Origin of the sequence: Dinoroseobacter shibae DFL 12 = DSM 16493, from assembly GCF_000018145.1 — a bacterium.
In the GTDB taxonomy this organism is placed as follows: Bacteria; Pseudomonadota; Alphaproteobacteria; order Rhodobacterales; family Rhodobacteraceae; genus Dinoroseobacter; species Dinoroseobacter shibae.
The window spans coordinates 667,062-692,455 of the sequence record NC_009952.1 but is presented as its reverse complement, the minus strand read 5'-3'; the positions used below and the strand labels follow the sequence as shown (position 1 = coordinate 692,455).

Sequence of the window (25,394 nt, the reverse complement as noted above, 5' to 3'; positions counted from 1 at the left end):
TCGCGGAATGATGTCGGTCCTGATGCGTCTGGCCCTCGTGGCGCTCCTGTTCCTGCCCCTTGCCGGGCGGGCCGAGCCCCTGAGCCGCGAGGAGATGGCCGCGCAGATCCTGCCGCCCTTCACGCTTGGCGAGCCGCTGGGCGAGAACGGGGTGTGGTCGTTGCTCAATGCCGGAGGCACCCAGGCAGGCTACGTGTTCGAGACCGAACCCATGGCGCCCCTGCCGGGCTTTTCCGGCGCGCCGATCAACCTGCTGGTGCTGCTCGATCTGGAGGGGCGGTTCGAACATGTGGTGCTGCTGGAGCATAACGAGCCGATCTTCGTCTCGGGGCTCGGCGAGGCGCCGTTCCATGCGTTTTTCGAGCAGTACCGGGGGCGGTCGATTTCCGACAGCCTCGTGGTCGGCACGCCTTACGGGGGCGGCGATGCGGGGGGCGGGTTGATCTATCTCGACGGGGTGACCAAGGCCACGGCGAGCGTGCGGATCGCCCACGAGTCGATCCTCGCCGCGACGTTGCAGGTCGCACGACAGAAGATGCAGGGCGTGGCCACAGGCCCGCCCGCCTATCCGGACCCGAACAACGCCGAGATCCTGAGCTTTCAGGATCTGATCGATCAGGGCCTGCTAACGCGCACAGTGGTGAGCAACGCCGAGGTACAGGCGCAGTTCGCGGACACGATCTGGGAAGATGACGACCCCGCGGCGCTGGACGAACCCGAGGCGCCCTATCTCGACCTGTGGATCGCGGATCTCGGCCCGCCCGCCGTGGCGCGCGCGCTGCTGTCAGAGGACGGCTATGCGGAGTTGCAGGATTTCCTTGAAATCTCGGGCTCCGACGAGCCGATCCTGATGATCGAGACCGGACGCCACGGCCTTGTCTCGGAAGATTTCGTGCGCAACACCGCGCCTGCCTGGCTGTCGGTCACGCAAGACGGGTTGCCCGTGGCCCTGCGCGACAGCGATATCCTGGTGGAGCTGCACCCGGATCTGCCCGACGCCCTGCAGGACGGGGTGGCGATGATCCTGCGCACGGACCGGCGGCTGGGCTTCGATCCGACCCGCGAATGGACCCTGGGAGTGGAGGCCGTGCGCAGCCACGGCATGCTGCAGCCCGAAATCGGCAGTGTGACCCTGACCACCACCTATGCCTCGGACCCGCGCTTCTTCCTGCGGCCCGAGATCACCGGCCCCCTGCCGCCCTGGCAGGAGGCGCTGCTGAACCGCCAGACCGACCTGATCGTGCTGGCGGTGTTCCTGGCGGGGCTGCTGGCGCTCTTGGCGGCGCGGATGAACTGGCTGGCGGGGCTGGCGCAGTTCACGCCTGTCCGGCTGGGCATCCTCGCCTTCGTGACGGTGTTCATCGGCTGGTGGGGACAGGGGCAACTGTCCATCGTCACGGTGCTGGGCGTGCTGCGCACGACGCTGGAGGGGGCGAGTTTCGCCTTCCTGCTTTATGATCCGTTCTCGCTGGTCATCTGGGGGGTGACGATCCTGGGCTTCGTGCTCTGGGGGCGGGGGCTGTTCTGCGGCTGGCTCTGCCCGTTCGGGGCGCTGCAGGAGTTTGCCCACCATGTCGGACGCAAGCTGCGCCTGCCCCGGATCGAACCGACAGAGGCCTGGGACCGCCGCCTCAAGGGGCTGAAATACGTGGTCCTCGCCGGGCTGATCGCCACGGTCCTGATCGCGCCGCAGCATGTGGACACGGTCGCCGAGGTGGAGCCGTTCAAGACCGCGATCACGGTCTTCTTCGTGCGCGAATGGTATTACGTCGCCTATGCGGTGCTGTGGCTGGGGCTCGCCCTGGTGCTGTTCAAGGGGTTTTGCCGCTATGTCTGTCCGCTGGGGGCTGTGATGGCGCTGGGCGGATTGGTCCGCGGGCGCGACTGGATCGCCCGGCGGGCGGAGTGCGGCTCCCCCTGTCAGCTGTGCCGGGTCAAATGCGAGTACGGCGCCATCCAGCCCACGGGCGAAATCGCCTATTCCGAGTGTTTCCAATGCCTCGATTGCGTGACGATCCATGACAGCAAGCAGATGTGCGTGCCTTTGATCCTGGAGGCGCGCAAGGACCAGCGTGTGAAGGGGGTGGCCGCGAAATGAACCTGCATCGACGTCGGTTTCTCAGCATCAGCGCGGCGGCCATGGCCGCGGGCCCGGTTGCGGCGGCGGGCGCGGGCTTCACCCGTTGGCGCGGCGAGGCGCTGGGGGCGGAATGCGAGATCACCCTGCACGCCCCCCCGGGCAAGGCACAACCGGCGCTGGACGCGGCCCGCGCCGCCCTGCGCGCGGTGGAGACGCAATTCAACCTCTATGATCCCACCTCGGCGCTGGCGCGGCTGAACGCGACCGGGCGGCTGGAGGCGCCGGAGCCGATGTTCCTCGCGCTGATGGAGTTGTCGCGGCAGATGTACGAGGCCACGGAAGGACGCTTCGACCCGAGCATCCAGCCGCTCTGGTCCGCATTGGCCCGGGGCCTCGATCCCGAGACCGCACAGGCGCAGGTGGGGTGGTCCCGGGTGCGCTGGGACGCGGGGGCGGTGCGGCTCGCCCCCGGTCAGGCACTCAGTTTCAACGGGGTCGGACAGGGCTTTGCCACGGACCGTGTGGCCGAGACGCTGGCCGCCCATGGCATGGGCCGGTTGCTGGTCAATATCGGGGAGTTTCGCGGCGCTGGCGGGCCCTGGCGCGTGGGGCTTTCGGACCCGGCGCATGGGCTCGTCGGCACGCGGCAGATCACCGATGGGGCGATTGCCACCTCCAGCCCCCGGGCGCTGTCCCTCGGCGGGACGGCACATATTCTCGACCCGCTGGGGCGGCGCGTGCCGCGCTGGTCCACGGTGTCGGTGGAGGCAGAGACCGCGACGGTGGCGGATGCGCTCTCCACGGCGCTGTGCCTGATGCGGCGTGAAGAGATTGGCGCGGTGCAGGCGCGGGTGCCCGCCCTGCGGCGGGTCACCCTGATCGATCATGCGGGCGATCTGGTCACCCTGTGAGCGTCGCTCAGTGGACGTGGACCGGCGACATTTCGTTCTGGCGCGCGAGCAGGAAGGCCGCGTCGCGGTCCGTCACCAGCGCCAGCCGCGCGCCGGAGGCGTCGTGCACGGCGTAAAGTTCGGACACATCTTCGAGCTGGGCGCGCACATTGGCGGGCAGCTCGCTCTGATCCACGGGGCGGACATAGACGATCGGGGCCGCCCCGGGGGTGTCGATATCGAAGTCATGGGTCATTTCGCACGTTCCTTCTTCTGGGGGTCCCGGGAAGGGGTGATCTGGATGGTCTGCACGACCGGCTCGGGCACGTCGCGCTTGAGGTCCACATGGAGCAGGCCGTTCTCCATGGTAGCCCCGCTGACATCGACGCCATCGGCCAGCACGAAGCTGCGCTGGAACTGGCGGGTGGCAATGCCGCGGTGCAGGAAGATCCGACCGTCGGTCTCATCGCGCTGACGGCCGCGGATCACCAGTTGCCGGTCCTCGACGGTGATCGAAAGGTCGTCTTCGTGAAAACCCGCAAGGGCCAGCGTGATGCGGTAGCGGTTCTCGGAGGCCTGTTCGATATTGTAGGGCGGATAGCCGTCATTGCCGGTCTTGGCGGTCCGCTCCACCAGGCGTTCGAGTTGATCGAAGCCCAGCAGGAAGGGGTGCGCGCCCAGGGTCATCTTCGTCATGGTCTATGTCCTTCGAAAAGCGACGTGGCGCCCCGGGCCCCGAAAGGCGACCCGGGGGCTGCGTTTGAATATGGGGAGGCGCGGCGCGGGCTGCAAGGGTTTGACGCAGGCGCCCGGCGGGGCTTCCCCGGGCCCTGCAAACGCAGTAGACCTTGGAGCGTGGGCGAGAGGGAGTGATGGGCATGAATGGCACCGGCGCGATGAGCCGTGAAGAAGTGCTCAAATACGAGCTGGAGGTGCTGCGGCGCGAGCATCGCGATCTGGATGAGGCGATCGAGGCCCTGGGCGAGCGCCCGGCCCCGGATCAGCTGACCCTCAAGCGGCTGAAGAAGCGCAAACTGGCCCTGAAGGACCAGATCGCGCGGATCGAGGACGAGCTTTTTCCCGACATCATCGCCTGAGCCGGACGCCCGAGCCTCGCGATTGCCAATGGGGCGGGCATGGGTATAGTGCCGCTTCCCGAAGATGGAGAGGGATATGACCGTACCTGTCGGTATCATCATGGGTAGCCAGTCGGACTGGGCCACCATGCGCGAGGCCGCCGCCCTGCTCGACGAGCTGGGCATCGCCTACGAGACGAAGATCGTCAGCGCGCATCGCACGCCGGACCGGCTGTGGGAGTATGGCAAGACCGCGGCAGGCCGCGGGCTGAAGGCGATCATCGCCGGGGCCGGGGGGGCGGCGCATCTGCCGGGGATGATGGCCTCCAAGACCCGGGTGCCGGTGATCGGCGTGCCGGTGCAGACCAGGGCGCTGTCGGGGGTCGACAGCCTCTATTCCATCGTGCAGATGCCCAAGGGCTTTCCCGTGGCGACCATGGCGATCGGCGCGGCGGGCGCGGCCAACGGGGCGCTGATGGCGGCGGCGATTCTCGCCACCTCGGACGAGGCGGTGGCGGCCCGGCTGGAGGATTGGCGCGCGGCCCTTTCGGCGGCGATCCCCGAGGAGCCCAGCGATGACTGAGCCGCTGGCCCCCGGGGCGGTGATCGGGATGCTGGGCGGCGGGCAGTTGGGGCGGATGCTGTCGATGGCCGCGGCGCGGCTGGGGTTTCGGTGCCATATCTTCGAGCCGGGGGCCGCCCCGCCTGCGGGCCAGGTGGCCGAGGCGGTGACCACCGCCGGCTATGACGATCTGGACGCGCTGCGACGCTTCGCCGAGGTCGTGGACGTGATCACCTACGAGTTCGAGAACATCCCCACCGCCGCGCTCGACGTGCTGGAGGCGCTGCGCCCGATCCATCCCGGCCGACGCGCCCTGGCCGTGAGCCAGGACCGGCTGACGGAGAAGGAATTCCTGCGCGGGCTCGGTCTGCAAACCGCGCCCTTCGCGCCCGTCGACGACGCCGCGGGGCTGGAGGCCGCCCTTGCCGCCATCGGCACGCCCGCGATCCTCAAGACCCGGCGACTGGGCTATGACGGCAAGGGCCAGACGCGGCTGACTGCGCCCGGCGACGCGGCGGAGGCGCTCGCGGCCATGGCCGGGGCGCCCGCGATCCTGGAAGGGTTCGTGGAGTTCTCCCACGAGGTGTCGGTGATCGCGGCGCGCGGGCAGGACGGGGCCGTGGCCTGTTTCGATCCCGGCGAGAACGTGCACCGGGACGGCATTCTGGCCACGACCACGGTGCCCGCGCGGCTCAGCCATGCCCAGCGCACGGATGCAGTGCTGCTGGCGGGGCGGATCCTGAACGCGCTCGATTATGTCGGGGTGATGGGGGTGGAGCTGTTCGTGACCCGCGGCGGGCTGATCGTGAACGAGATCGCGCCGCGGGTGCACAATTCCGGCCACTGGACCCAGACCGGCTGCGTCATAGACCAGTTCGAGCAGCATATCCGCGCCGTGGCGGGCTGGCCCCTCGGCGACGGGCAGCGCCATGCGGATGTGGTGATGGAGAACCTCATCGGGTCGGACATGGACCGGGTGCCGGAGCTGGCCGCGGCGCGCGACGTGGCCCTGCATCTCTATGGCAAGGCCGAGACCAGGGCGGGCCGCAAGATGGGCCACGCCAACCGGATCATGCGCCCGGGCTGAGCCGGGCCCAAGATCCTTCCAAGGATCTTCCCCCCCCCTCGCGCATCCGCCCCGCCCCGGGCGCAAAAGTCTTGAGCAAGACTTTTGCCAAAATCCTTGCTCAAGGATTTTGGTCCCGGTCAGGCGGGCGGGTTCAGCATCCGCCCCAGTGGACGGCCCGACAGGATATGGACATGCAGGTGCGGCACCTCCTGCACACCGAGCTCGCCCGCATTCGAGATCAGCCGGAACCCCTTTTCGCCCACCTCCAGCATCTCGCAGACCTTCGAGATGGTGCGGGTGTAATCGAGCACCTCTGCATCCGACGCCTCGGCGGCGAAATGATCATAGCTGACATAGGGGCCCTTGGGGATCACCAGCACATGCACCGGCGCCTGGGGATAGATGTCGTGGAAGGCCAGGGTATGCGCGGTCTCCAGCACCGTCTTGTTCGGCAGCTCGCCGCGCAGGATCTTGGCGAAGATATTCTCGGGATCGTAGGTATGGGCCATGGGCGTCCTCAGTCGGTGAAAAGATGGTCGGTGCGGGCAAGGCTCTCGGCCCGTATCTCCGGTACGCCGAAGAAGCCTGCAAGGGCCACGGCGTTGGTTTCGGCGGAATGGCTCTCGGACATGCGGTAGACCTCCGAGAAGCCCGCGTCGCGGATCCGCTCCCGCTCGAACGCGATCTCGGCGCGGATCGTGGGCACCAGTTCGCGCAGCACCGTGTCCGGGCTGTGATCGCTGGCCAGGCCCACGCGGCGGGCATGCCCGATCAGGTAGCTGTCGGAAAAGCCGCACTCGATCTCCAGCAGCTTGGTCCGCGACCGGTCGGTGAAGAAGTCCTGCATCAGGTCGATCGCACTGGGATCGATGCAGAGCGCCAGCCGGTCGGTCTGGTAATAGTCGAACAGCATCCGCACCAGGGCGCGGCGATGGCGCGCGCGCTTTTGCAGGGTTTTCTCGATCCCGCCCAGGTCCGGCAGCACGCAATCCTCTTCGTGAAAGGCGAAAGCCACGCCCTGAACGTCCAGCTCTTCCTGCGCGCGAGCGAGCACCCGCTTGGCCACATGCCACTTCTTGCACGCGATCAGCAGCAGCTCCCGCTCCCGGCCCAGACTGCCCTCGGCCTCCCAGAAGCGCGGGACGTAGCGCCGCCCGACCCGGCCCTGCCCGGTCAGGAAGGCATGGAGCCGCTTGCCTTCCCCCGAGATCGCGAAGCTGCGGCCGGTCTCGGCCCAGAGCGCGCCGAGCCGGTCCTTGAGCTCCTGCGCCTCGGCGGAAATCTTGCGGGCGAAAAGGAAATCCTGCCCCAGCAGCAGGTCGTAGTGGTCGTTGTAGAAGGTCACCGGCATCCCGTAATCGGAGAACATCAGGAAGGTCGGCGTGCGGCTTTCGATCTCCGCCTCGGGGATCAGGTGACGCACAAGGGTCTGGAAGAAGGTTTCGTCCGGAATCCAGGTGGTCGAGAAGAAGCGCACCACATCCGGACGCTCGGCGCAGAAGGCCAGCAGGGTTTCGACCGTGGCGCGGCGCAGGCACCACCACTGCGAGCCGATATGCACCTTGATCCCCTCGGGCACCTCGCGGGCAAGCTTGAGCGCGCGCTGCACCCCGAGGGAGGCGTAGAAGAGCCGCTTTTGCTCGCGTTCGTTGAACCAGTGACGATAGTAGAGCCGGTCTTCCTGCATCCCCGTCCGGATCCAGCCGGAGGTGAAGAAATCAACCGCCTCGATATAGTCGCAGTCGCGCTGGTCCAGAAAGGCGTGGGCATATTCCGCGGTCTTGATCGGCATGCAGTCGCCGGAGACCATGTAGAAATGGGTGGCGTCGGGCCAGGTGGTCACGGCGGCACGCAGAGCCTCCAGCGTCGCGGCCACGAGCGACCATTCCCCCCAACCACATTTGATCCGTCGCCGGGCGAAGACCACGTTGGGCGAGTCCTGCAAGGCCGCATGAATGGCGGTGAAATCGACCTCCGGGGCGCGCGCGTCGAAATGGATCGCCACGTAGTCGCCGGCCGAGACCAGGCGCCGGGCCTGGGCGATGACCGCGTCCGGGTCCTTGTGACAGAGCAGGATGAAGGCAATTCTTGCCAAGCGCGCGACCTCGGGTTCGCTGTTTTTCCGCTTTCATAGACCGCAAGAGTCCTTGATAAATCAATGATACATTCACGGTTTTCTGCAACCGTGGCGCGCAGAGCGGAGGCAAGATGGGATTTCCCGGGACCTGGATGACCGAAAGCGGCACCCTGATCTACAGGGTGGTGCCGAAATGCGCCTGCTCGACCATCGGGCAGATCATGTATTACTCCGACAACGGCGCGTTTTTCGATGGCGACATCCATGACAGCAAGGACAAGCTCCACAAATGGGGCCAGGAGGACAGCCGCCCGGTGATCGAGGCGGGCATCCGCGCCCATGAGGCGCGCATCTTCACCTGCGTGCGCAACCCCTACACCCGCATCCTGTCGGCGTTTTTCGACAAGATCGCGGGGATACAGCGCAACGGCAACCGATACCGCGGCAAGCTGGTGCCGATGCTGACCCAGAAATATGGTGTCCAGGTGGAGGGCGATTTCGACCAGATCGCGAGTTTCCGGCGATTTCTGCTCTTTGCCCGGGACACGATCCAGTATCGCCGCCCGATGGACCCGGATATTCATTGGTCGGCCATGTCGGGGCATGTCTCGACCCTGGTGACCAATGGCGGGCGCTACGACCAGATTTTCTTCACCGAGAGGTTCCAGGACGGGATGGGCCGCGTGCTGGAAGGGATCGAGACGCCCCATCCGGTCGACCTGCCCCGGATCCCGCGGTTCAACGAATCCGAAGGGCACGGGCCCAAGCGGCTTCATCCGGTGGAGGATTACTTCGACGATCTGTCGATGCACCTGATGCTGGAGATGTACAAACAGGATTTCGAGTTGTTCCGCTATGATTTCGACACCCCCGCGAACAAGATGCCCACGGGAGAGATCGACCTCGACGAAGTGCACGCCAAGCTCGGGCCGCGCGCGGTGGCCTGAGCCGCGCTCAGCCTATTGCGGGGTCAGGGCGTTCTGATAGGCCCGCTGCAAAAGGGCGCGGGCGCTGCCGGGTCCGCCATCGGCGTCCACGTCGGAATTCAGGAACAGCACACCGACCATGGCCGGACCTGCCCCGTTGCCCGCCCCGCCCAGGAAGATCGCCGCCGAGGTACCGGTCTGGCCGCAGCCATTGTCGTTGCACCCGCCCCAGGCGCCGTTCTTTTCCATCCAGAAGCTATTGGAATTGTCGATGCCGAGGCCGCGCATCTGCATCTGTTGCGCCATGGGCGGCGTGATGTCCTCGCGCAGGATCCGCCCGTCCCGTTGCAGCACCGAGGTCAGCACCGCCGCCATGTCCGCCGCCGACACGTACCAGCCCGCGGCTCCGCACGCGTCACGCACATCGCCCCAGTCCATGCCGCCACCGGTCTCGCCGCGATTGTAGCCGAAGGCGTGATCCCCCGTGCCCGGCGGGCGGCAGCCTGTGCCGGTGGCCCCGACGGGCCGGAACACGAAAGTGTTGATCAGGTCCTCGTAGGCGGTGTCATAGGCCTCGGGTGCCGCGATGCCGGTCACCGCCCCGGCCACCCGCGGCAGGAGCACGCGCATGAGCGCGGTGTTGTAGTTGGAATAGCAGGGCATCTGTGCAGTGTTCACCGGGTTCGGCGGGTTTTGCACGTTCGCGGGCTGGCAGGCGGTGGTCCAGCCTGGATCGACCTGCTGCTCCATGAAGGCGCGCAGGGCGGCGAAGTCCTGCTTGATATTGCCGTAATCCATGATGCCCGAGCGTTGGCCGAGCAGGTCGTCGAAGGTCAGGCCCTGGAAATACGGGTCCACGTCCCAGTCGGGCGGAAAGAACGGGCCGATCTGGTCGAAGATGTCCATCCCGTTATCGACCAGCACCGCGAGGGTGCCGAGCGCCGTGATCCATTTGCTGACACTGGCCACGGTGATCTTGGTCTCGCCGGTGAAGGGCAGACGCCCATCCTCCGACCGCCGCGCCAGCCCGCCGCCACCCGAATGGGGGTACTGACCCAGCGCGAAGCCGTAACCCTGCACCCGCCCGTCCGTGAGCCTGCGCAGCTCTTTCTCCACCGCGCAGCTGGAGGTGCATTGCCCGCCGCTGCACTCGCGGCGATTGGGCGGGATCAGGGCCACGTTCTGCCAGGCGGCCGGCACCAGTGGCATGATCCGCGTGGGCGAGATCGGGCTCTGGCTGGCGGGGCCTTTCCAGTCCAGCTGCACCCGCAGTTCGGCCCCGCACATCTGCCCGTGGCGCGCCCGCCATGTGCGCACCTGCTGGCGCGCGGGCAGTTGGCTCTCGGCCGGGGGCAGGATCGCGTGCAGCCGAATCTCGCGGACCGTGGCATCGCCGGGCTTGAGCACGGGGATCTCGACCACCTGCTGCTGGCGGTAGAGCAGGCTGTTGTCCTGCACGCGCAGGAACATCGGGTCGGTAGGCTGGGAGCCGGCGTTTTCCGCAAGGATCGTGACGTCCATATGGGTGTTGTAGAGCTGGGTCAGGCGGATCTGCCCGATACTCTCGGTCTTGCGTTCCAGCGTGACCGTGGGAAACACCGCGCCCGCGCCGAAATCCGTGGGCGGCGCGATGTTGTCCGGGCTGAGCTGGGTGATCCGCACCGGACTGGCGCCGCCACCGATCCTGGCCCCCTGTCCGTCCAGCGGCCAGAGGCGGATCTCGAACTCCACGTTCTGTGCAGGCGGGCTGGGCAACAGGAAGGTGTTTGCGGCAAGGGTGAAGCTGCGCGTGCGGCCCTCGTCGGGAACCGGGGTGAGGATGCCGCTGGCCACCAGTGCGGCGGTATCGCTGCGCATCACCTCCCAGCGGGCAGAGACGGCGGTGTCGACCCGGACGCCCCATTCGAACCGCAGGGCTTGCGGGGCCGTGACCGACAGGTCCTTGCGCAGCTGGACGAATTCGCCCGAGCCGACGATCAGGTCGAGATCCGCCGACAGCAGGGCGATCGGCCGGTTCGGCAAAAGATCAGGGCGAATTTGCAGGCCCGGTTGCAGTTGCAGGTTAGATTGGGCTTGGACCGGGACGGCGCAGACAATACCAAGACACACGGTCAGAATGCGAAAAATACGCATGACGGTCTCCATCAGAATAAATTGGGCGGGTACGAAAAGTACCCTGGAAATCAGTTCTTCAATGCAAGCGTTGTAGCATGAAAAAGCCCCGGACGCATCCTTGCGGCGCCCGGGGCATTGACAGTGGCGCGGCTTTGCCTATTGGCCGAGCGCGATGCCTTCGCGGCGCGGGTCGGCGCCGCCGATCAGGGTCTCGCCCACCGCGATGGCGTGCAGACCGGAGGTCAGGCCCCGGGCATTGACCTCGAACCCCAGCTCGGTGAGCGGGGTGGCGAGATCCTCGGCGGTTGTGCCTTCTTCCACATCATAGGTGCCGAAGCGGTTGACCAGGTGCGGCAGCGCCACGGCGGCCTGCGGGTCCATGCCCCAGTCGAGATGGGCGATGATCGTCTTGGCCACGTAGCCGATGATGCGGCTGCCGCCCGGCGAGCCCACGACCAGCACCGGCGCGCCGTCCTGCATCACGATGGTCGGCGCCATGGAGGACCGCGGCCGCTTGCCCGGCTCCAGCCGGTTGGCGATGGGCACACCGTCGCTGTGGGTGCGGAAGGAGAAATCCGTCAACTCGTTGTTGAGCAGGAACCCCCGCACCATCAGCCGCGAGCCAAAGCCGTTCTCGATGGTGGTGGTCATGGACAGGGCGTTGCCGTGGCTGTCCACGATGGAGATATGGGAGGTCGAGGGCAGCTCGATACTCTCGTCATCGGCCCAGTTCAGCGCATGGTCGAACTCCGGCGCGCCCGGGGCGACCTCTGCCAGGGCCGCGTCGGTGTCGAGCAGGGCCGCGCGCTCCGCCAGGTAGGCGGGGGCGACGAGCCCCTCGGTCGGGACGGGCACGAAATCGCTGTCGGCCATGTAGCGACCCCTGTCGGCGAAGGCGAGCCGCGAGGCATCGCCGATCAGCCGCCAAGCCTCCGGGCTGTCGGCGCCCAACGCGGCCAGGTCATAGCTGTCGAGCATCCCGAGGATCTGCCCCACGGTCAGCGCCCCGGAGGACGGCGGGCCCATGCCGCAGACATCATGCGCGCGGTAGACCACGCAGACGGCGGGGCGTTCCTTGACCTCGTAGATGCCGAGATCGGTCATCGACAAGACGCCGGGATTGCCCGGCGCGGTGCGGACCGTGGCGACGATGTCGCGGGCGATCTCGCCGGTGTAGAACGGGGCCACGCCCAGGGCCGCGATCTGACGCAGGGTGTCGGCATAGGCCGGGTTGGTCAGCGTAGCGCCCTCGGCCAGCGGGGTGCCGCCGGGCAGGAAATAGTCGCGCGTGGCCTTGAAGCGCGACAGCCGCTCGGCGTCGTTGGCCACCAGCGTGGCCAGGCGTGGCGAGACCGGGAAGCCGCCCTCGGCCAGGTCGATCGCCTCGGAAAACAGGCTCGCCCAGTCCTGGTTGCCCCATTTCGCATGGGCCTCGGCCATCAGCGCGGGCGTGCCCGGCGTGCCCACCGAGAGCCCGCCGACCACCGCGTCGAAGAACTGAAGCGGCTCGCCCGCCTCGTCCTGGAACAGGGTCGGCGTGGCCGCCAGGGGCGCGGTTTCGCGCCCGTCGAGCGTGGTGATCTCGCCCGAGGCGCCATCGTACCAAACGAGGAACGCACCGCCGCCGAGGCCGGAGGATTGCGGCTCCACCAGCCCCAGAACGGCCTGCACCGCGACCATGGCGTCGGCGGCGGTCCCGCCCGCGGCCAGAACCCGCGCCCCGGCCTCAACCGCATGGGGGTTGGCGGCGGCAACCATCCAGTCCTGCGCTTGGGTCGGCGTGCCTGCCGCCTTGGCGTCCAGCGCGGCCCGGGCCGCGTCCGAGACCGTGGCGAAAGGCCCGGTGGCCGCAGCCCCCTCGGGGGCGACGGCATCGGCGGCCTCCTGGGCGGAGACCGCGGTCGCGCCAAGGATCAGCGCGGCGATCACTGCTGTCAGATGTGTCATGGTTCCCTCCCGTTTCGACGCAAAGGTACGCGCGGAAGGGTCTTGTGCCAACCGGGATTACCCCGGCGTTAACCAGTTCTTTGCCTTTTGCCGCGAGGCTCGGGCCGAGTTGAGCCCGGGAGTCATCGTGCCACGCGCAAACCTTCGTCGCCGGTTATGGCCATTTCGCTTCGGGCGGCAGGCTCATGAGCACGGCCGTGGCGTCATGCCCGGTCTCAAGCCCGAACTTGGTGCCCCGGTCATAGACCAGGTTATACTCGGCATAGAGGCCGCGATGGACCAGCTGCGCCTCCTTGTCGGCGTCGGTCCAGGGCAGGTTGCGATTGCGCTCGGTCACCGGCAGGAAGGCCGGCAGGAAGGCGCGGCCCACGTCCTGGGTGAAGGCGAAATCCGCCTCCCAGTCGCCGGTATTCCGGTCGTCGTAGAAAATGCCGCCTACGCCGCGCGCGCGCCCGCGATGGGGCACGAAGAAATACTCGTCCGCCCAGGCCTTATACTTGGGGTAAAGCGCCGGGTCATGCTTGTCGCAATAGTCCTGCAACACCTTGTGGAAATCCGCCGTATCCTCGGGTTTCTCGATACAGGGGTTGAGGTCCGAGCCGCCGCCGAACCACCAGGTCTGCGGGGTCCAGAACATCCGCGTGTTCATGTGGACCGCCGGGGCATGGGGGTTGCGCATATGGGCGACAAGGCTGATGCCCGATGCCCAGAAGCGCGGGTCGGTGTCCATGCCCGGCACGCCCTTGCGCGCGGCCATTGCGGCCTGGGCACGCGGGGCCAGCGCGCCATAGACGGTGGAGATGTTGACGCCGACCTTCTCGAACACGCGCCCGCCGCGCATCACGCTCATCAGACCGCCGCCCGCATCCGAGCCATCGTCCGAGGCGCGGGTCGTTTCCGTGACTTCGAACCGGCCCGGCGCAAGATCGGCGAAGGGGCCCTCGGTCTGGGTGTCCTCCAGCGCTTCGAAAGCGGCCACGATCTCGTCCCGCAGGGTGCGGAACCACGCAGAAGCGCGGGCTTTGCGCTCGGTGAAGTCTTCGGTCATCTCGGTCTCCTTGGTCTGGCTCTTTGGCTAGCAGATTCAAAAATCGGTGTCAGGTGGAAATGACAGCACGAATTTTCCTGCTCGCGCCCCTGCTCGCGGCCTGCACGGTGCCGGTCGAAGACGCCTGTTTCGCGCAAGCCACGCGGGAGCTGGCGACGGTTCACGCGCTGATCGCGCAGGCCGAGGATGCCGCTGCGCGGGGCTACCGCCGGGTGGACGAGACCTGGGTCGATCTGGACGTGTCGGATTGCTACGCGACCCTGTCGCCGCGCAGCATCTGCACCACGCAATACGAGACCCGGCGCGGGCGGGCCGTGGCGGTGGATGTGGCCGCGGAAGAACGGATCGCGGCCGACCTGCGCGCCCGGCTGCCCGGCCTGAAGGCGCGGGCACGCACGGACTACGACGCCTGCATGGCTAGTGCGCAGGCTCCGTGACCGGGTCGAGCAAGGTGCGCCCGCCATCGATGGTGATGACCTGCCCGGTGACGAAGCCCGACCCGGCGGAAGCGAGGTATTGCACCGCGTCGGCCACTTCGGACGACTTGGCGATCCGCGACATGGGTGTGCAATCCACGATCTCGCCGCGCAGGGACTTGTTGTCCTTCAGAACATCCTTGAGGCTGGCACTCATCACGCTGCCGAAGGCCACCGCGTTCACCCGGATGCGGTGCCCGGCCAGCGCCACTGCCATGGAACGCGTCATCTGGTCCAGGGCCGCCGAGGCGATGGAATAGCCCAGCAGTTGCGCATGGGTCTGGCGCGCAGCGATGGAGGACAGGTTGACGATGGCGCCCGCGGGCTGTTCCTCGTCCTCGTCCTCGGACTGCTTGATCATCCGTTTCGACACCAGCTGGCTGAGCCGCAGGGCAGTCATCAGGTTCTGCTCCAGCATCTCCTCGACATTGTCGTGGTCCGGGTCGAGCGGGTCCGAACTCATCATCTGGCGACTGGCATTCACCAGGATATCGACCCGGTCGAAGGCGTCGATCGTGGCCGAGAGCAGGTTGGCCTGGGTCAGCCGTTCCCGCAGATCCCCGGCATAGTAGCGCGCGCTGCCGCTGTCCTCGCCCATCTTGCCGACCTCGTCCTTCAGCCGCGTCTCGTCGCGATCCGCGAACATCACGTTCGCCCCGTGATCCACGAATTGCCGCGCGATGGCGAGGCCCACCCCGTTCGCCGCCCCGGTCACGATGGCGGTTTTTCCGGAAATAGAGAAGGACATCGGTCGTCTCCAAGCAGGGTGTGAGGGGGGTCAGGAGGCGCGCGCGGCGCCGGTCTGGCGCGGCTTGCGCGCATGGAAGATCTTGTAGCCCTGCGCCTCGGTCACGGGCTGGGCTTCGCCGAAACACTCGGCGAGGGTGTGCTCATAGGGCAAATGCCGGTTTGCGACAAGCCCGAGCACGCCGGAGGGCTTCAAGAGCCGCGCGGCCGTGCGCAGAAACATCTGGCCGATCGCCGGGTCGGCCTTGCGCGAGGTGTGGAAGGGCGGGTTGCACAGGATCGCGTCGTAGCGTTTGCCGGGGGCGAAGACCGCCGCGTCCTCCCAAAGAAACCTTGCGCGCGGATCGTCGACATTGCGGCGCGCGGCCTCCAGCGCGTCGAACTCGGCCTCCACCAGATCCATGCCGGTGACCTGCCCCGAGGCAAGCGCGGCCTTGGCCAGATACCCCCACCCGGCCCCGAGATCGAGCACGTCGCCCTGCAACCGCGCGGGCAGATGGGCCGCCAGCAGCGCCGAGCCCGCATCCACCGCCCCGGCGGAAAACCCCGCGCGCGCTGTCACCCAGCCCTCGGGCGATGTCAGCGGCGGGGTCAGCGGCGCCAGATCGGGCAAGGGGTCCGGCACTCGCCCCCAGAGCAGTTTGCCATGGGCCTTGGCATAGACCTCGACCCCCGTCAGCAGGGATTTCGCGAGCTTCACCAGGCTGTCGACGCCGTCGGTCTTCTGCCCGTCCAGAACGATCAGCCCGCCGGGCCCGACCCGGCCGATCGCCTCGGCCAGCAGCGCGCGGGCATGGTCCTTGGCCCGGGGCACGCAAACGAGGGCCGTCGCGAACGCGCCCTCGGCCTGCGGCTGCACCAGGGCGCCGCGGCGTTCCCAGGCGGTAACATCGGGGCGAAATCCGTGGACGATCTGGAACCTGTCCTCGGGCAGCCCTTCGAGCCCGGGCGGCGGGCGCAGGGCGAGTACCGGGCCGTCTGGCCACTCCAGAAGACCCGCGTCCAGGGCCAGCCGTAATCGTTGTGCTGTCATGGGCTGCGCCGGGGCGCTATTCCTTTTCCATCGTGCACTGCAGCGGATGCTGGTGCCGGCGGGCGAAATCCATCACCTGGGCGACCTTGGTCTCGGCGATCTCGTAGGAAAACACCCCCACCACCGCCACGCCTTTCTTGTGCACGGTGAGCATCAGCTCGACCGCCTGGCCGTGGGTCATGCCGAAGAACCGCTCCAGCACATGCACGACGAATTCCATGGGCGTGTAATCATCGTTCAGGATCAGAACCTTGTAGAGCGGAGGTTTCTCCGTCTTGGTTCTGGTCTTGGTGATGACGCTGGTATCGTCATTGGGCGTGCCGGGTTCATCAGACATCTGGATCGGGGTGTTTCCTGTCATTCGCAGCCACTCTGGTGTTGCGTGTCAAACTGGCAATATAAGTGTAGAGGCCCGTGTGAAAAGAGCAACCCGGGCTCAAGCCGAACAAAACCGCCCCAGTGCTGCGCTTTGACCAACCGAGGCCCACGATTGTCCACCCCGATCACGACCATCGGCTTCGATGCCGATGACACGCTCTGGCAGAACGAGCAGTTCTTCCAGCTTACCCAGGAACGATTCGCCGACCTGCTGGCCGAGTTCGCCGAGCCCGACCACCTGATGGAGCGGCTGCTGGCGGCCGAGCGGCGCAACCTCGGCCATTACGGGTTCGGGATCAAGGGGTTCGTGCTGTCGATGATCGAGACGGCGCTGGAGGTGACCGAGCACAAGGTGCCGGGCGAGGTCATAGCAGAGCTGCTCGCCGCAGGGCAGGAGATGCTGCAGCACCCGATCCACCTCCTGCCCCATGTGGGCGAGACGGTGGCGGCGCTGGCCGCGGAGTTCGAGCTGGTGCTCATCACCAAGGGCGACCTGCTGGACCAGGAGCGCAAGCTGGCGCAATCGGGGCTGGGGGAGTTCTTCGACGCGGTGGAAATCGTGTCCGACAAGACGCCCGCCACCTATGCCCGCGCCTTTGCCAAGGCCCCCCATGGGCCGGCCGGCGCGATGATGGTGGGCAACTCGCTGAAGTCCGACGTGTTGCCCGCGCTGGCGGCGGGGGCCTTCGCCGTGCATGTGCCCCATGACCTGACCTGGGTGCTGGAACAGGCCGAGTCGCCCAAGGGGGCCCATCGGTTTTTCGAGTTGCCCGATCTCGGGGGGCTGCCCGGGCTGATCGACGGGCTGCGCCGCTAGAGGCTTGCGCCTTGTGGCGCGCGGGCCCCAAGATGTGGGTTTCAAGGCGCGAATTATCCGGATTCAGACCGGGATAAACCGTTTCTTCACGAAGATTTGCGTGCTATCCTTCATGTAATAAACGCGGTGCGTCCAACGAGACGCGCCCAGAGGCAGAATAGGATCGAGTTGACATGGCACGTCCGTGGCTGGAAGGATTCCGAATAATTGCAATCGTGTGTGTGTGCCTGGGGATGCAAATCTCGGCACAGCCCGTACAGGCCGCGCCCTACGCGGCGATGGTGATCGATGCCCGCACCGGCGAGGTGCTGCATTCGCGCAACGCCGACACACGCCTGCACCCTGCATCCCTGACCAAGATGATGACCCTCTACATCGCCTTCGAGGCGGTGCGCATGGGCGAGATCGGCCTGGACACGAAGGTCCGCATCTCGAAAAAGGCCGCCGCCGAGCCGCCCTCGAAACTGGGATTGCGACCGGGGCAGCAGATCGCCCTGCGCTACCTGATCCGGGCCTCGGCCGTGCGGTCGGCCAATGACGCGGCCACGGCCATCGGAGAGGCGATCTCCGGCTCCGAGGCGGCGTTCGCGCGGCGCATGAACCGGACCGCCAAGGCGCTGGGGATGAACAGCACGACCTTCAAGAACGCCCATGGCCTGACCGAATCCGGCCACTTGTCCACGGCGCGGGACATGACGACCCTGGGACGGCACCTGTTCTACGACTATCCCGAGTACTACAACCTGTTCTCCCGCCGCTCGACCGACACCACCATGGGCACCGTGGCCAACACCAACCGGCGGCTGCTGAACGCCTATCGCGGCGCAGACGGGATCAAGACCGGCTATACCCGTGCCGCGGGCTTCAACCTCGTGGCCTCCGCCGAGCGCGGACAGGAACGGATCATCGCCACGGTGTTCGGCGGACGGTCCTCGGCGACCCGCAACCAGCGCGTGGCCGAACTGCTGGACCTCGGCTTCCAGCGGGCCCCGAGCGTGGCCAGCGTGCGCAAGCCCGCCCCGCCCCGCTATGACCGGGCCTTTGCCCAGGCGACCCGCACGGACTTGGCGCTGGCCAAGAGCCCGCGTCCGGCGGCCCGGCCGCAGCCGGTGGCGACCCTGGTCGCGGAAACCGTCGCCCCCCAGGTGGACAGTGCCGAAGAGCTGATCGCGATGCTGGCGCCCTCGGTGTCCGACGCGGTCAAGACAACGACAGAACAGCTCGCCGCCGAGGACGGATCGGCCGAGGTGGCCAATGCGCCCGAGCCGGAGGCAGGCTTTGCCGAGATCCCGGTCGCCCAAGGGGCCGCAGCCCCGGTGATGCCGCGCCCCCTGCCCGTGCCCGAGCCGCGGCGTTTTGCCGATGTGGACCCGGATGTGCAGCCCGAAGTGGTCACGCGGATCTCGACCTCGGGCGGGCGCCAATGGGGCATCCATATCGGCTCCTACACCACCCGCTACCAGGCCGAGCGCGTTCTGCTGAAGATCGCGCTGAAGGAGACCGGCACGCTGGACGAGGCGCTGCGCAAGGTCGCGCGCAAGGGCGGCATGTTCGATGCGAATTTCGTCGGGATGAGCGCCGAGAGCGCGGAGCTGGCCTGCAAACGCCTGACCGCGCAGAACATTCCCTGCGCGCCCATGAGCCCGACTTCCTGATACGCACTGCCACTCACGGAGCGTACCGCCCCGTCGGGACCGAGGTCCTGGCGGGGCTTTTTTCTGCCTGGGCGTCGGGTGGGCGGATCAGTGCTTGGGGCGGTCGTCGAATTCGTCCGACAGGATGCGGTTGGCATCCCCGTCCGGGTCGTCGAACTGCCGCGACTTCACCATCCAGTAGAAGCCTGCAAGCCCGATACCCCCCAGTGTGAGCGAGATCGGAATGAGATAGCTGAGAACTTCCATGGGCTCAGCGTACACGCAATGCGTTCAGACTGACAGTGATGGATGAGACCGACATGGCCAGCGCCGCGATCAGGGGCGTGGCGAGCCCCGCGATGGCCAGCGGCACGGCCACCACGTTGTAGACGGTCGAGATGGTGAAATTCTCGCGGATCAGCTTGGTGGACTTGCGCGCGGTCTGCAGCATGTCGGCCAGCGGCGACAGGTCCTGGCCCAGCAGCACGATGTCCGACGCGACCCGGGCCGCGTCCAGCGCGCTGGCCGGCGAGACCGACGCATGGGCCGCGGCCAGGGCGGCGGTGTCGTTCAGCCCGTCGCCCACCATCAGCACCTTGTACCCGGCCTCGCCGCGGGCGGTGACATGGGCGGCCTTTTCCTCGGGGCGGCACTCGGCGCGGTAGTCGGTGATGCCGAGCTCCCGGGCGACCCGCGCCACGGCCCCGGGCGCATCCCCGGACAGCAGGCTGACCTTCAGCCCGCGCGCCTGCAGGGCCGCCACGGCCTCCGCCGCGCCGGGGCGCAGGGCATCCTTGAACTCGAAGGCCACCGGCGCCGCCTGCCCGATCCGGAGCCAGGTCGCGGTCACGTCCCCCTGCGCAGCCCCGACCCAGTCGGCCCGCCCGAGGCGCACCGGCTGATCCTGCCAACGACCCTCGACCCCGTAGCCGGGCACTTCGCGCAACTCGGTGACCTCTGCGCTGGCCCCACCTGCGTCGGTGGCGGCAATCGCCCGCGCCAGCGGGTGCGCGGACCCCTGCGCGAGCGCCCGGGCAACCGCGAGGTCCCGGGCCGCGATCCGGTCGGCATTCTCCAGAATCGGCTGGCCCAGGGTCAGGGTGCCGGTCTTGTCGAACACGACCTCGTCGACCTCGGCCAGACGCTCCAGCGCCGTGCCGCTCTTGATCAGCAGCCCGCGCCGGAACAGACGCCCGGAGGCCGCCGTGACCACCGCGGGCACCGCGAGGCCCAACGCGCAGGGGCAGGTGATGATCAGAACCGCACTGGCGATGTTGAGCGACAGGCGCAGATCCATGGAATAGAGCATCCAGCCCAGCCCGGTCAGCGCCGCCAGGATATGCACGCCGGGCGCATAGAGCCCCGCCGCCTTGTCCGCGAGGGAGGTGTATTTCGACCGGGCGTTCTCGGCCACGGCCACGAGTTCCGCCATCCGGTGCAGGGAGCTGTCCTGCCCCGCCGCCGTCACCCGCAGGGTCAGCACCCCGGTCAGGTTCATCTCGCCCGCCGACACCGGGGTGTCGGGCGCCGCGTGAACCGGCAGGCTCTCTCCGGTCAGAAGCGACCGGTCCAGCTCGGACACCCCGTCCACGACCAGGCCATCGGCGGGCACGCGGGAGCCGGGTGTCACCCGGATCAGGTCGCCCACCGCCAGATCGGCCACCACGGTCTTCACCTCGGTGCCGCCCACCAGCTTGATCGCCCGGGGCACTTCCAGCGCGGCAAGCTCCTGCGCGGCCGAGCGGGCCGAGGCGCGGGTGCGGAAATCGAGATAGCGCCCCGCGAGCAGGAAGAAGGTCAGCGAGACCGCCGCGTCGAAATAGGCGTGCGCGCCGGAATTGGCGGTCTCGTAGAGCGACATGCCCACCGCCAGCAGGATCGCCAGCGAGATCGGCACATCCATGTTGAGCCGCCCGGCCTTCAGCGCGCGCCAGGAATTGGAAAAGAACGGCTGGGCGCAGAACCCGATGGTCGGGATCGCGATGGCGGCGGAGATCCAGTGGAACATGTCCCGGGTCGCGGCCTCGGCGCCGGACCAGACCGCCACCGACAGCAGCATGATGTTCATCATGGCAAAGCCGGACACCGCCAGCCGCATCAGCAGGTCACGGGCCGGACGGTCGGCCTCGGCATTGCCGAGTTGGCCGGGATCAAGCTCGTAGGCCTCGAACCCCTTGTCGGTCAGAAGCTGCGCGAGCGCTTCGGGGGTGATCCCTTCCTCGGCGTCGATCAGAACCCGTTTGCGGGTCAGGTTGACCCGGGCCCCGACCACGCCGGGGGTTGCGTCCAGCAGGCGCTCGACCCCCGAGATACAGGACGCGCAATGGATCCCCGGCAGGCTGAGCACGATGCCCCCGCGCACGGGGCGCTTGCTCAGCTGCTCGGCCAGCGGCGCGGCCGCGCAGGCCGGGCAGGCGGAGTTGGCCGAGGGGCCGAGGCTATGCGCGCTCAGATCCGACATCTCATCCCTTCACGTAAAAGACCATGCGCTGCCTGAACTGCGTGCCGTCCTCGGCCTGGGCCACGAGACGGATGTTCCAGTTGCCCCCGTCCAGGTCGACCGGCGCGGTGAAGTCGCGGCCGGTCCAGCGGAAGGGCGGCGTCTGGTCGTCGCGGACATGGGTGGACCGGCCGAGCGTGACGCTGAGCAACTCCGCGCGCACGGGCTGGCCCTGCTTGTCGGTAAAGACCAGGTGCAGCACCCCGTCGTCGAGCCGCACATCGGTGGTCCAGCCCAATGCCTGTTGAGAGGCGCGGTTCTTGTCGAAATTCTGGCTGGCGACGTAGCTGTTCTTGACCTCCAGGCCGGGGAAGGTGCCGATCGCGTTATAGGCCATGGTCAGGTTGACGGTGATGATCACCCCGAACGCGCCCAGCATGACCATCAGCATGTGACGCCCGGTGAATTCCTTTTCCTGCGACTTGCTCATTGGCTGCCCTTTCCGTTGAATACAGTGTCCTTGTAGGCGCGCTCGCCCGTCGAGAGGTCCTCCACCCAGAGGCGGAATTCCGTGCGGTGGTTTTCGACCGCGTCCGAGCCGCGCGGGCCGATCACGTAGACGCGCGACAACTGGGTGCTGTCGGCGGGGACCATGACCCAGTTGGTGTCCGACCCCTCGATGTCGAGCATCAGCTCCGCGGCGGCGGGATCCTGCGCCTCGACGGTCAGGTCGAAACGCCGGTCCTCGCCATGCTTGTTGAGCAGGCGCACCTCGTAGGTGTTGCGGATGTCGCCATTGGCGAGGGTCACGAAGGTCGGGTTGCGCACGGGGGCGACGGTCATCTCGATATCCGAGCGCAAGAAGAGCGCGACGACCAGACCGACGCCCACCCCGGCCCAGAGCACGGTATACAGGATGGTGCGCGGGCGCAGGATGTGCTGCCACGGGCGCCGCCCGGTCTTGCCCGCGCGCTCCAGAGTCTCGTCCGAGAGCGCTAGGTAGTCGATCAAGCCCCGGGGCTTGCCGATCTTCTCCATTATGTCGTCGCAGGCGTCGATGCACAGACCGCAGGTAATGCACTCCATCTGCTGGCCGTTGCGGATGTCGATCCCCATGGGACAGACATTCACACAGGCCATGCAGTCGATGCAGTCGCCCTTTTCCTCCGCGCCCTCGGCCTTGCGGTGCTTGCCGCGCGGCTCCCCGCGCCAGTCGCGATAGCCGATGGTCAGGGTGTCCTCGTCCATCATCGCGGCCTGGATGCGCGGCCAGGGGCAGGCATAGATGCAGATCTGCTCCCGCGCGAAGCCGCCGAACACGAAGGTCGTCGCCGTCAGGATGGCGATGGTGGTGTAGGCCACCGGGTGCGCGCTGAAGGTCACGAGATCGCGCAGCAGGGTCGGCGCATCGGTGAAATAGAACACCCAGGCGCCCCCCGTGGCCACGGCAATGACCAACCAGATGGTCCACTTGGTCAGCCTCAGCCGCAGCTTGCGCGCGCTCATGGGCGCGCGGTGCAGGCGCAGCCGGTTGTTGCGATCGCCCTCGATCCAGCGCTCCACCGCGATGAACAGGTCCGTCCAGACCGTCTGCGGGCAGGCATAGCCGCACCAGACCCGGCCCATGGCCGAGGTGAACAGGAACAGCCCCAGCCCGGCCATGATCAGCAAGCCGGCCACGAAATAGAATTCGTGCGGCCAGATCTCGATCACGAAGAAATAGAAACGGCGGTTCGCCAGGTCGACCAGCACCGCCTGGTCCGGCAGGTTCGGCCCCCGGTCCCAGCGGATCCACGGGGTGATGTAGTACACCCCGAGCGTGACCAGCATGATCCACCACTTCAAACTGCGGAACGTGCCTTTCACCCGGCGCGGAAAGATCGGCTCGCGCGGAGCATAGAGCGACTTCGGCTCTTCAACGGATGACACAGTGCGACTCCTGAACGTAAAGCTTAGTATATCATTTGGCTTTTTTGCCGGGCCTCTACATTGACCTGAGTCAAACGGGGCGCAGTCTGCGGGTCCATCGGGCACTGTGACGCGCGGTCCGGAAAACAAGGGCTCTCCGCGCTGCGACACAGTGCGCGCTGGGCCCGTCTGACCCCCGGTGCGCGCGTGGGGCTGGCCGCGGCGGACCGCGCTCCCCGGAAAAGGCACGCCGCCCCTCGAATATGCGCGAACAGGTCGAGGAGCGGCGCCGGGACCAGACCGCCTCAGGGCGATCCGGGTGTTTGTTCGGAGGGGTTACTCCCCGCCGCCCAACTGGTGGACATAGGTGGCCACGGCGGCCACATCGGCCTCGGAGAGCCGGTCGATCCAGCTCGGCATCACACCGAAGCGGGAGTAGCGCACGGTCTCCTCGATGCTGGCCGCATCGCCGCCATAGAGCCAGATCGCGTCCGTGAGGTTCGGCGCCCCACCATAGATGTCGCCGGTGCCGTCCTCCATGTGACAGGCGGCACAATTGTCGAGATAGACCGGCTCGCCCGCCGCCACCAGGGTGGCATCGGTTTCCGTGCCCGACAGGCTCATGACATACTGCACCACCGATGCGATCTCTTCATCCGACAGGATCTCGTCGAACGCCGTCATCTCGGACCAGCGGGCATCCGGATCGTTCTCGTTCCGGATCCCGTGGGCGATCGTGTGACGGATATCCTCGATCGACCCACCCCAGAGCCAGGCATTGTCCAGCAGGTTGGGATAGCCGACCGCCCCCGCAGCCCCCGAGCCGTGGCACTGTGCGCACCAGGTCCGGAACACCGCAGCCCCGCCGGAGACCGCGTAGCTGTAAAGCTCTTCGTTCTCGGGCAGCGTGGTCAGGTCCGCCGAGGCCAGCTGCGTGTCGAGCTCCGCATTCGCGGCCTCGAACAGGGCAATCTCCTGGGCGACCTCGGCCCGGGTGGAATACCCCAGAAGCCCGGGCGTCGCGCCCTTGATCAGGGGCCAGGCCGGATAGGCGATGGTGTAGAGGATCGCCCACACGATGGTGGCGTAGAAGGTCCACAACCACCAGCGCGGCATCGGGTTGTCGTATTCTTCGATCCCGTCCCACGAATGTCCCGTGGTGGGTGGTTCCTTCTGGTGGTCGTCGGGTTTGTTACTCATAGCCGCGCCTCCTTGAACTGGGCGATCCGCTCGCTGACCTCTGGCAGGCCGGAAGGGCGGTCCGTGGCGGGTTTATCCTCGTGACGGAATGGGATGTTGGCCACATCCTTGTGTGTCGCCTTGCTGCCCGGCCGGAGGGCCCAGAGGACCACTCCGACGAACACGCTGAACAGGAACACCAGGGTGAAGTTGTCCTTGACCTGTTGAAGGATCGTAACTGTCTCTTCCATGAGGCGTCCTCCTTAGCGACTTGCATCGGCCTGGAAGGTCGAGAAATCGACCAGCGTGCCAAGCATCTGCAGATAGGCGATGAGCGCATCCATTTCGGTCAACTCGGGCTGACCGTCGAAGTTCCGCGTCTGGGCCTTGGGATAGCGGGCGACCAGGTCGTCCCAGTCCCCGTCCGGATCGGCCTGCACCAGGAAGTCGGCCCGGGCGGAGGCGATCATCTCGTCCGTGTAGGGCACGCCCACCATGCGGTGGGTTTCCAGCAGGTCCTGGATGTATTTTCCATCCAGTTCCCGATCCATCAGGAAGGCGTATTTCGGCATCACCGACTCCGGCACGACCGACTGCGGATCGATCAGGTGATCCACATGCCAGTCATCCGAGTACCGGCCGCCCACCCGGGCCAGGTCCGGCCCCGTCCGCTTGGACCCCCACTGGAACGGGTGGTCGTACATCGACTCCGCCGCCAGCGAGTAGTGGCCGTAACGCTCCACCTCGTCCCGCATGGGCCGGATCATCTGCGAATGGCAGACATAGCAGCCCTCGCGGATGTAGATCTCCCGGCCCGTCAGTTCCAGCGGGGAGTAGGGGCGCATGCCCTCCACATCCTCGATGGTGTTCTCCAGGTAGAACAGCGGGGCGATTTCGACGATCCCGCCGACCGTCACGACGAGGAAGCTGAACACCAGCAACAGCGTCGCGTTCTTTTCGAGGACCTTGTGCTTGTCAAGAATTGCCATTTT

At 67.2% G+C, this 25,394-nt stretch carries 26 protein-coding genes; 9 read left to right on the top strand and 17 right to left on the bottom strand.

The features are described 5' to 3' along the window. The first annotated feature begins 7 nt into the window (after positions 1 to 7). Together DSHI_RS03510 and DSHI_RS03505 are read left to right on the top strand one after the other, a co-directional pair. Positions 8 to 2,098, top strand: coding sequence for a 4Fe-4S binding protein (locus DSHI_RS03510; protein WP_012177364.1), 2,091 nt, complete (start codon positions 8 to 10; stop codon positions 2,096 to 2,098). Further along, positions 2,095 to 2,991: an FAD:protein FMN transferase gene (locus DSHI_RS03505; RefSeq protein ID WP_012177363.1), complete on the top strand. Its 897-nt coding sequence runs from the start codon at positions 2,095 to 2,097 to the stop codon at positions 2,989 to 2,991. Before DSHI_RS03510 ends, DSHI_RS03505 begins: the two co-directional genes overlap by 4 nt. A gap of 7 nt (positions 2,992 to 2,998) precedes the next feature. Here DSHI_RS03505 and DSHI_RS03500 read toward each other — a convergent pair whose 3' ends face one another. Both DSHI_RS03500 and DSHI_RS03495 read right to left on the bottom strand, forming a co-directional pair. Next, positions 2,999 to 3,226, bottom strand: a complete 228-nt coding sequence (locus tag DSHI_RS03500) for a DUF1150 family protein (RefSeq protein WP_012177362.1) — start codon at positions 3,224 to 3,226, stop codon at positions 2,999 to 3,001. Further along, positions 3,223 to 3,666 carry an Hsp20 family protein gene (locus DSHI_RS03495; RefSeq protein ID WP_012177361.1) on the bottom strand — a complete coding sequence of 148 codons (444 nt, stop codon included), beginning with the start codon at positions 3,664 to 3,666 and terminating at the stop codon, positions 3,223 to 3,225. Before DSHI_RS03495 ends, DSHI_RS03500 begins: the two co-directional genes overlap by 4 nt. A gap of 182 nt (positions 3,667 to 3,848) precedes the next feature. Between DSHI_RS03495 and DSHI_RS03490 the strand changes: the two genes are divergently transcribed. The 3 genes from DSHI_RS03490 (at position 3,849) to DSHI_RS03480 (ending at position 5,695) form a co-directional block, all read left to right on the top strand. After that, on the top strand, positions 3,849 to 4,067 hold the full coding sequence (locus DSHI_RS03490) for a YdcH family protein (protein WP_044028304.1): 219 nt from the start codon (positions 3,849 to 3,851) through the stop codon (positions 4,065 to 4,067). A gap of 76 nt (positions 4,068 to 4,143) precedes the next feature. Continuing rightward, a complete protein-coding gene (purE, locus tag DSHI_RS03485) occupies positions 4,144 to 4,629 on the top strand; it encodes a 5-(carboxyamino)imidazole ribonucleotide mutase (protein WP_012177359.1) in 486 nt (161 codons plus the stop codon). After that, on the top strand, positions 4,622 to 5,695 hold the full coding sequence (locus DSHI_RS03480; protein WP_012177358.1) for a 5-(carboxyamino)imidazole ribonucleotide synthase: 1,074 nt from the start codon (positions 4,622 to 4,624) through the stop codon (positions 5,693 to 5,695). Before purE ends, DSHI_RS03480 begins: the two co-directional genes overlap by 8 nt. 119 nt (positions 5,696 to 5,814) lie before the next feature. Here DSHI_RS03480 and DSHI_RS03475 read toward each other — a convergent pair whose 3' ends face one another. Continuing rightward, on the bottom strand, positions 5,815 to 6,186 hold the full coding sequence (locus DSHI_RS03475) for a histidine triad nucleotide-binding protein (protein WP_012177357.1): 372 nt from the start codon (positions 6,184 to 6,186) through the stop codon (positions 5,815 to 5,817). Positions 6,187 to 6,194: 8 nt separating this feature from the next. Then, positions 6,195 to 7,772, bottom strand: a complete 1,578-nt coding sequence (locus DSHI_RS03470) for a DUF5928 domain-containing protein (RefSeq protein WP_012177356.1) — start codon at positions 7,770 to 7,772, stop codon at positions 6,195 to 6,197. Positions 7,773 to 7,885: 113 nt separating this feature from the next. Here DSHI_RS03470 and DSHI_RS03465 point away from each other — a divergent pair, with 113 nt between their 5' ends. Further along, positions 7,886 to 8,701, top strand: coding sequence for a sulfotransferase family protein (locus tag DSHI_RS03465; RefSeq protein WP_012177355.1), 816 nt, complete (start codon positions 7,886 to 7,888; stop codon positions 8,699 to 8,701). Between the two features lie 12 nt (positions 8,702 to 8,713). Here the strand turns inward: DSHI_RS03465 and DSHI_RS03460 are convergent, their stop codons facing one another. From DSHI_RS03460 to hemF, 3 genes are all read right to left on the bottom strand, one after another. After that, positions 8,714 to 10,813 (bottom strand): serine hydrolase domain-containing protein, encoded by a 2,100-nt coding sequence (locus tag DSHI_RS03460; RefSeq protein ID WP_012177354.1) that lies wholly within the window; start codon positions 10,811 to 10,813, stop codon positions 8,714 to 8,716. A gap of 138 nt (positions 10,814 to 10,951) precedes the next feature. Continuing rightward, positions 10,952 to 12,742, bottom strand: a complete 1,791-nt coding sequence (ggt, locus tag DSHI_RS03455; RefSeq protein WP_012177353.1) for a gamma-glutamyltransferase — start codon at positions 12,740 to 12,742, stop codon at positions 10,952 to 10,954. A 154-nt stretch (positions 12,743 to 12,896) separates the two neighbouring features. Beyond that, positions 12,897 to 13,790, bottom strand: coding sequence for an oxygen-dependent coproporphyrinogen oxidase (gene hemF / locus DSHI_RS03450; protein ID WP_012177352.1), 894 nt, complete (start codon positions 13,788 to 13,790; stop codon positions 12,897 to 12,899). A gap of 59 nt (positions 13,791 to 13,849) precedes the next feature. Between hemF and DSHI_RS03445 the strand changes: the two genes are divergently transcribed. Next, entirely contained in the window at positions 13,850 to 14,227 is a 378-nt protein-coding gene (locus DSHI_RS03445) for a hypothetical protein (protein WP_012177351.1), read from the top strand. On the opposite strand, the gene DSHI_RS03440 is transcribed toward DSHI_RS03445, so the two are convergent. The 3 genes from DSHI_RS03440 to clpS are packed head-to-tail and all read right to left on the bottom strand — an operon-like array spanning position 14,208 to position 16,383. After that, on the bottom strand, positions 14,208 to 15,014 hold the full coding sequence (locus DSHI_RS03440; protein WP_012177350.1) for an SDR family NAD(P)-dependent oxidoreductase: 807 nt from the start codon (positions 15,012 to 15,014) through the stop codon (positions 14,208 to 14,210). The genes DSHI_RS03445 and DSHI_RS03440 overlap by 20 nt on opposite strands. 30 nt (positions 15,015 to 15,044) lie before the next feature. Beyond that, a complete protein-coding gene (locus tag DSHI_RS03435; protein WP_012177349.1) occupies positions 15,045 to 16,046 on the bottom strand; it encodes a class I SAM-dependent methyltransferase in 1,002 nt (333 codons plus the stop codon). A 16-nt stretch (positions 16,047 to 16,062) separates the two neighbouring features. Next, the gene (gene clpS / locus DSHI_RS03430) at positions 16,063 to 16,383 is read right to left on the bottom strand and encodes an ATP-dependent Clp protease adapter ClpS (RefSeq protein ID WP_044028302.1); all 321 of its coding nucleotides are present in this window, start codon (positions 16,381 to 16,383) and stop codon (positions 16,063 to 16,065) included. 153 nt (positions 16,384 to 16,536) lie between these two features. Here clpS and DSHI_RS03425 point away from each other — a divergent pair, with 153 nt between their 5' ends. Both DSHI_RS03425 and DSHI_RS03420 read left to right on the top strand, forming a co-directional pair. Further along, a complete protein-coding gene (locus DSHI_RS03425; protein ID WP_012177348.1) occupies positions 16,537 to 17,241 on the top strand; it encodes an HAD family hydrolase in 705 nt (234 codons plus the stop codon). A gap of 173 nt (positions 17,242 to 17,414) precedes the next feature. After that, complete coding sequence (locus tag DSHI_RS03420) at positions 17,415 to 18,896, top strand: D-alanyl-D-alanine carboxypeptidase family protein (protein WP_012177347.1); 1,482 nt, start codon at positions 17,415 to 17,417, stop codon at positions 18,894 to 18,896. Between the two features lie 87 nt (positions 18,897 to 18,983). On the opposite strand, the gene ccoS is transcribed toward DSHI_RS03420, so the two are convergent. From ccoS to ccoO, 7 genes are all read right to left on the bottom strand, one after another. Beyond that, complete coding sequence (gene ccoS / locus DSHI_RS03415; RefSeq protein WP_012177346.1) at positions 18,984 to 19,142, bottom strand: cbb3-type cytochrome oxidase assembly protein CcoS; 159 nt, start codon at positions 19,140 to 19,142, stop codon at positions 18,984 to 18,986. Positions 19,143 to 19,146: 4 nt separating this feature from the next. Next, positions 19,147 to 21,336, bottom strand: coding sequence for a heavy metal translocating P-type ATPase (locus DSHI_RS03410; protein WP_012177345.1), 2,190 nt, complete (start codon positions 21,334 to 21,336; stop codon positions 19,147 to 19,149). Position 21,337: 1 nt separating this feature from the next. After that, positions 21,338 to 21,805: a FixH family protein gene (locus tag DSHI_RS03405; protein WP_012177344.1), complete on the bottom strand. Its 468-nt coding sequence runs from the start codon at positions 21,803 to 21,805 to the stop codon at positions 21,338 to 21,340. Beyond that, positions 21,802 to 23,244, bottom strand: a complete 1,443-nt coding sequence (ccoG, locus tag DSHI_RS03400) for a cytochrome c oxidase accessory protein CcoG (RefSeq protein WP_012177343.1) — start codon at positions 23,242 to 23,244, stop codon at positions 21,802 to 21,804. Before ccoG ends, DSHI_RS03405 begins: the two co-directional genes overlap by 4 nt. Positions 23,245 to 23,559: 315 nt before the next feature. After that, positions 23,560 to 24,423 (bottom strand): cytochrome-c oxidase, cbb3-type subunit III, encoded by an 864-nt coding sequence (ccoP, locus tag DSHI_RS03395; RefSeq protein WP_012177342.1) that lies wholly within the window; start codon positions 24,421 to 24,423, stop codon positions 23,560 to 23,562. Beyond that, the gene (locus DSHI_RS03390) at positions 24,420 to 24,653 is read right to left on the bottom strand and encodes a cbb3-type cytochrome c oxidase subunit 3 (RefSeq protein ID WP_012177341.1); all 234 of its coding nucleotides are present in this window, start codon (positions 24,651 to 24,653) and stop codon (positions 24,420 to 24,422) included. Before DSHI_RS03390 ends, ccoP begins: the two co-directional genes overlap by 4 nt. A 12-nt stretch (positions 24,654 to 24,665) precedes the next feature. Then, positions 24,666 to 25,391 (bottom strand): cytochrome-c oxidase, cbb3-type subunit II, encoded by a 726-nt coding sequence (gene ccoO, locus DSHI_RS03385; RefSeq protein ID WP_012177340.1) that lies wholly within the window; start codon positions 25,389 to 25,391, stop codon positions 24,666 to 24,668. Positions 25,392 to 25,394 lie beyond the last annotated feature (3 nt).

Coding starts and splice junctions, on each gene's coding strand:
- DSHI_RS03510 (WP_012177364.1), top strand. CDS start 8: ATGATGTCGGTCCTGATGCGTCTGGCCCTCGTGGCGCTCCTGTTCCTG.
- DSHI_RS03505 (WP_012177363.1), top strand. CDS start 2,095: ATGAACCTGCATCGACGTCGGTTTCTCAGCATCAGCGCGGCGGCCATG.
- DSHI_RS03500 (WP_012177362.1), bottom strand. CDS start 3,226: ATGACCCATGACTTCGATATCGACACCCCCGGGGCGGCCCCGATCGTC.
- DSHI_RS03495 (WP_012177361.1), bottom strand. CDS start 3,666: ATGACGAAGATGACCCTGGGCGCGCACCCCTTCCTGCTGGGCTTCGAT.
- DSHI_RS03490 (WP_044028304.1), top strand. CDS start 3,849: ATGAATGGCACCGGCGCGATGAGCCGTGAAGAAGTGCTCAAATACGAG.
- purE (WP_012177359.1), top strand. CDS start 4,144: ATGACCGTACCTGTCGGTATCATCATGGGTAGCCAGTCGGACTGGGCC.
- DSHI_RS03480 (WP_012177358.1), top strand. CDS start 4,622: ATGACTGAGCCGCTGGCCCCCGGGGCGGTGATCGGGATGCTGGGCGGC.
- DSHI_RS03475 (WP_012177357.1), bottom strand. CDS start 6,186: ATGGCCCATACCTACGATCCCGAGAATATCTTCGCCAAGATCCTGCGC.
- DSHI_RS03465 (WP_012177355.1), top strand. CDS start 7,886: ATGGGATTTCCCGGGACCTGGATGACCGAAAGCGGCACCCTGATCTAC.
- DSHI_RS03460 (WP_012177354.1), bottom strand. CDS start 10,813: ATGCGTATTTTTCGCATTCTGACCGTGTGTCTTGGTATTGTCTGCGCC.
- ggt (WP_012177353.1), bottom strand. CDS start 12,742: ATGACACATCTGACAGCAGTGATCGCCGCGCTGATCCTTGGCGCGACC.
- hemF (WP_012177352.1), bottom strand. CDS start 13,790: ATGACCGAAGACTTCACCGAGCGCAAAGCCCGCGCTTCTGCGTGGTTC.
- DSHI_RS03445 (WP_012177351.1), top strand. CDS start 13,850: ATGACAGCACGAATTTTCCTGCTCGCGCCCCTGCTCGCGGCCTGCACG.
- DSHI_RS03440 (WP_012177350.1), bottom strand. CDS start 15,014: ATGTCCTTCTCTATTTCCGGAAAAACCGCCATCGTGACCGGGGCGGCG.
- DSHI_RS03435 (WP_012177349.1), bottom strand. CDS start 16,046: ATGACAGCACAACGATTACGGCTGGCCCTGGACGCGGGTCTTCTGGAG.
- clpS (WP_044028302.1), bottom strand. CDS start 16,383: ATGTCTGATGAACCCGGCACGCCCAATGACGATACCAGCGTCATCACC.
- DSHI_RS03420 (WP_012177347.1), top strand. CDS start 17,415: ATGGCACGTCCGTGGCTGGAAGGATTCCGAATAATTGCAATCGTGTGT.
- ccoS (WP_012177346.1), bottom strand. CDS start 19,142: ATGGAAGTTCTCAGCTATCTCATTCCGATCTCGCTCACACTGGGGGGT.
- DSHI_RS03410 (WP_012177345.1), bottom strand. CDS start 21,336: ATGTCGGATCTGAGCGCGCATAGCCTCGGCCCCTCGGCCAACTCCGCC.
- DSHI_RS03405 (WP_012177344.1), bottom strand. CDS start 21,805: ATGAGCAAGTCGCAGGAAAAGGAATTCACCGGGCGTCACATGCTGATG.
- ccoP (WP_012177342.1), bottom strand. CDS start 24,423: ATGAGTAACAAACCCGACGACCACCAGAAGGAACCACCCACCACGGGA.
- DSHI_RS03390 (WP_012177341.1), bottom strand. CDS start 24,653: ATGGAAGAGACAGTTACGATCCTTCAACAGGTCAAGGACAACTTCACC.
- ccoO (WP_012177340.1), bottom strand. CDS start 25,391: ATGGCAATTCTTGACAAGCACAAGGTCCTCGAAAAGAACGCGACGCTG.